At 60.5% G+C, this 2,839-nt stretch carries 2 protein-coding genes; both read left to right on the forward strand.

What is annotated here, in order from left to right; genetic code table 11:
- A partial coding sequence (locus tag VNM72_08215; GenBank protein ID HXF05386.1) for a Gfo/Idh/MocA family oxidoreductase occupies nucleotides 1-1,143 on the forward strand: 1,143 nt, incomplete at its 5' end.
- Between the two features lie 444 nt (nucleotides 1,144-1,587).
- The coding region (locus VNM72_08220; protein HXF05387.1) for a hypothetical protein at nucleotides 1,588-2,839 on the forward strand (1,252 nt) is incomplete at its 3' end.

The raw sequence follows: 2,839 nt of genomic DNA on the forward strand, positions 1-2,839 counted from the left end.
CTCGTCCGAACCAAAGAACTTTTCGGCGAGCATGTCGTCACGACCCGCGACTATCGGGAGATTCTCGCGCGATCAGATGTAGACGCCGTCATCATTGCCACCTCGGATCACTGGCATGCTCCCATTGCCATCGAGGCAATGAAGGCTGGTAAGGACGTGTATTGCGAAAAGCCGATGGTTCACAGTCTCGACGAGGGACACCGGGTCATCGAAACAGCCCGTCAGACGAATCGCATCATCCAGATCGGCAGCCAGCGCGTCAGTTCGATCGTCTACCAGAAGGCGAAGGAAATTTTCGCCTCCGGCGCATTGGGAGAAGTAAACCTGGTCGAAGCCTGGTGGAATCGAAACTCGGCCATCGGCGCGTGGCAGTATACGATTCCGCCCGATGCCTCCCCACAGACGGTGGATTGGGACCGGTTTCTCGGCAAAGCACCGCGCGTTCCCTTCGATCCGGTTCGGTTTTTCCGCTGGCGCAACTATCGTGACTACGGAACGGGCGTCGCCGGCGATCTGTTTGTTCATCTTTTCTCCGGTCTCCACTTTATCACCGGCGCTCTGGGTCCGACGCGGGTGCAAACGACCGGCGGGCTCCGCTACTGGAAGGATGGTCGTGATGTCCCCGACGTCATGCTCGGCCTCTATGATTATCCCGAGTCAGCGACCCACCCGGAATTCACGCTCTTTCTCAAAGTCAACTTCGCCGACGCTGCGGGTGAGACATCGGGATTCCGCTTTGTGGGCAGCGAGGGCGTCATGACCATCGGCAATGGGGTCACGCTCATGCGCAAGCCTCGACCGAAAGAACCCGGATATACCATCGAGACGTTCCCCAAAGCAGTTCAGGAAGCCTTCCTCAAGGAGTATCGGGAGAAGTATCCACAGGCCGGTCAATCGCTCAGCCCATCGAGTGAAGAAACCTATCTCCCGCCGCCACGATACAGCGATCTCAACGACCATCTGGCGAACTTCATTCGGGCTGTGCGAACACGTCAGCCGGTTGTGGAGGATGCTGTGTTTGGTTTCCGCGCCGCCGGTCCGGCCCTGTTGTCCAACCTGAGCTACTTCGACGTCCGCGCCTACCGCTGGGATCCGGTGCAAATGGCGATTACAGAGGCCGAACCACCCGTGGGAAAGTCCTGAACGCGACAATCGCTCAACCAGATTGTTCGGAGAGAAGCGAGCACAAAACTGCGGCAGGACGGGTCATCCTCGATGGGGGTGCTCGCCGAGCCCTGTGAAGAAGGCTTTCCTTAGCGCGGAAGTTTCTTTGCACGGAATCCGTGAGCAACGTTTTTCTTGACTTCGGCTGGTGAGGAGCATAGACTGGCGGCCGTGCGAAGTGGGGTGCCAATGGTTCCTCGATTGGTTGTAGCCGCACATTCTCGGATGAGCCTACGACTTGGCGCAGATGCAGCGAGACGTGCTCATGGGTGCTCCGACGAGCACTGCTAAAGCTGCTGTTGTGACAACCGGGGATTAGAGCCAGCAGCACTGTCGGTATCTCTCCCCGCTTGTGAGGGCGGGAACAGGGGGTAATGTCTCACTCCCCCGCTTTGCGCAGATTCTAGCCTGGAGGAGGTGTCTATGATGAAGACAGTGCTTGGCCGAATTCTCATGGTGAATCTCATCTTTGGCTTGGTAGCGCCTGTTCCTTTTGCCCAGGCCGAAGATGGTCACTCCCCGGCTCCTCTTATGGCGCTGCCGGCCGGTCCACAGGGCGACTACGGGGATGCCCCGGATGGAGGCCTGGCGGGATATGAGGAGCCGTTCCAGAACGTCATCGGCAGGTTTCCCACGTTGTTCATGACCTCCAGTAGTCGGCTCGGGCGACCGGGGGCTCATGTTCTCAGACCGGGACAGGAAATGCTCGGAGTGAGTGTGAGCCCGGAAGCCGATGCTGCCGATACGGCCGATACGGATGGAACGAGCAATTTGGTTGATCAAGATCGTTTCGACGACTCGCTGCGCGTCACGACGGATCCGATGGATCCGGACACGCCGAAAACGATTGACATCGTCGTCAGCGTAGCGGCGACGGCGCCGAGCGTCCCCCGCTTCATCAACGTGGTCGTTGACCTTAACCATGATGGGGCGTGGCAGCGATTCGGTGAGACGGAGGAGTGGATCATTAAGAATCAGCTTGTCACGGTAGGGCCCGGATCGAGCGGTGTGGCCGCGCAGATTCCGTTCGCTCTGATCGAGGCAGCGTCTCCCACCTGGATGAGAATTGCACTGACCCGAGCGCCGATCCCTGAATCAGACTTTGCCGCCGTCGGAGGCTGGGATGGAAGCGGGGCGTTTGAATTCGGCGAGATTGAGGATCACTTCCTCCCGGTGGTGAAGGCAATCGCCTCGGCTTTTGCCTCGGCACGGGCAGCAGCTTCGGCCTGCGCTCATTGCGACACTTTGGTGGCGAGGTTGAGCCAGGCACTGACAACGGCCCGAGCTAATGCAGGTGCGGCAGCGGCTGCTCAGGCGCAAGCCCAGGCTCATGCCGCGGCAGCGGCCGGATCGTCAGCTCAAGCGCAGGTGAGCGTGAATGCGGCTGCCTCGGCGTTCGCTCAAGCTCAGGCCTTTGCGTCAGCCGCGCTCTCGCTCATTCTCTCCATTCCCTGCATCACGGTGCAGGCGAATCTTCGCGCCGTCGTTGAGGCGTTTGTCAAGTGCACGGCGGATGCACAGGCTCAGGCTGAGGCACACGCCTCGGCTGCTGCCCGAGCGCGAGCCGAAGCCGAAGGGGCCGCACGGGCTGCGGCCTCGGCGCGAGCGGATGCGGACGCAGCAGCAGGGGCCTTGGCCGATGCGTTGGCTCTGGCGCAAGCGCGAGCGGCCGCCT

This window comes from Blastocatellia bacterium (assembly GCA_035573895.1).
Taxonomy (GTDB): domain Bacteria; phylum Acidobacteriota; class Blastocatellia; order HR10; family HR10; genus DATLZR01.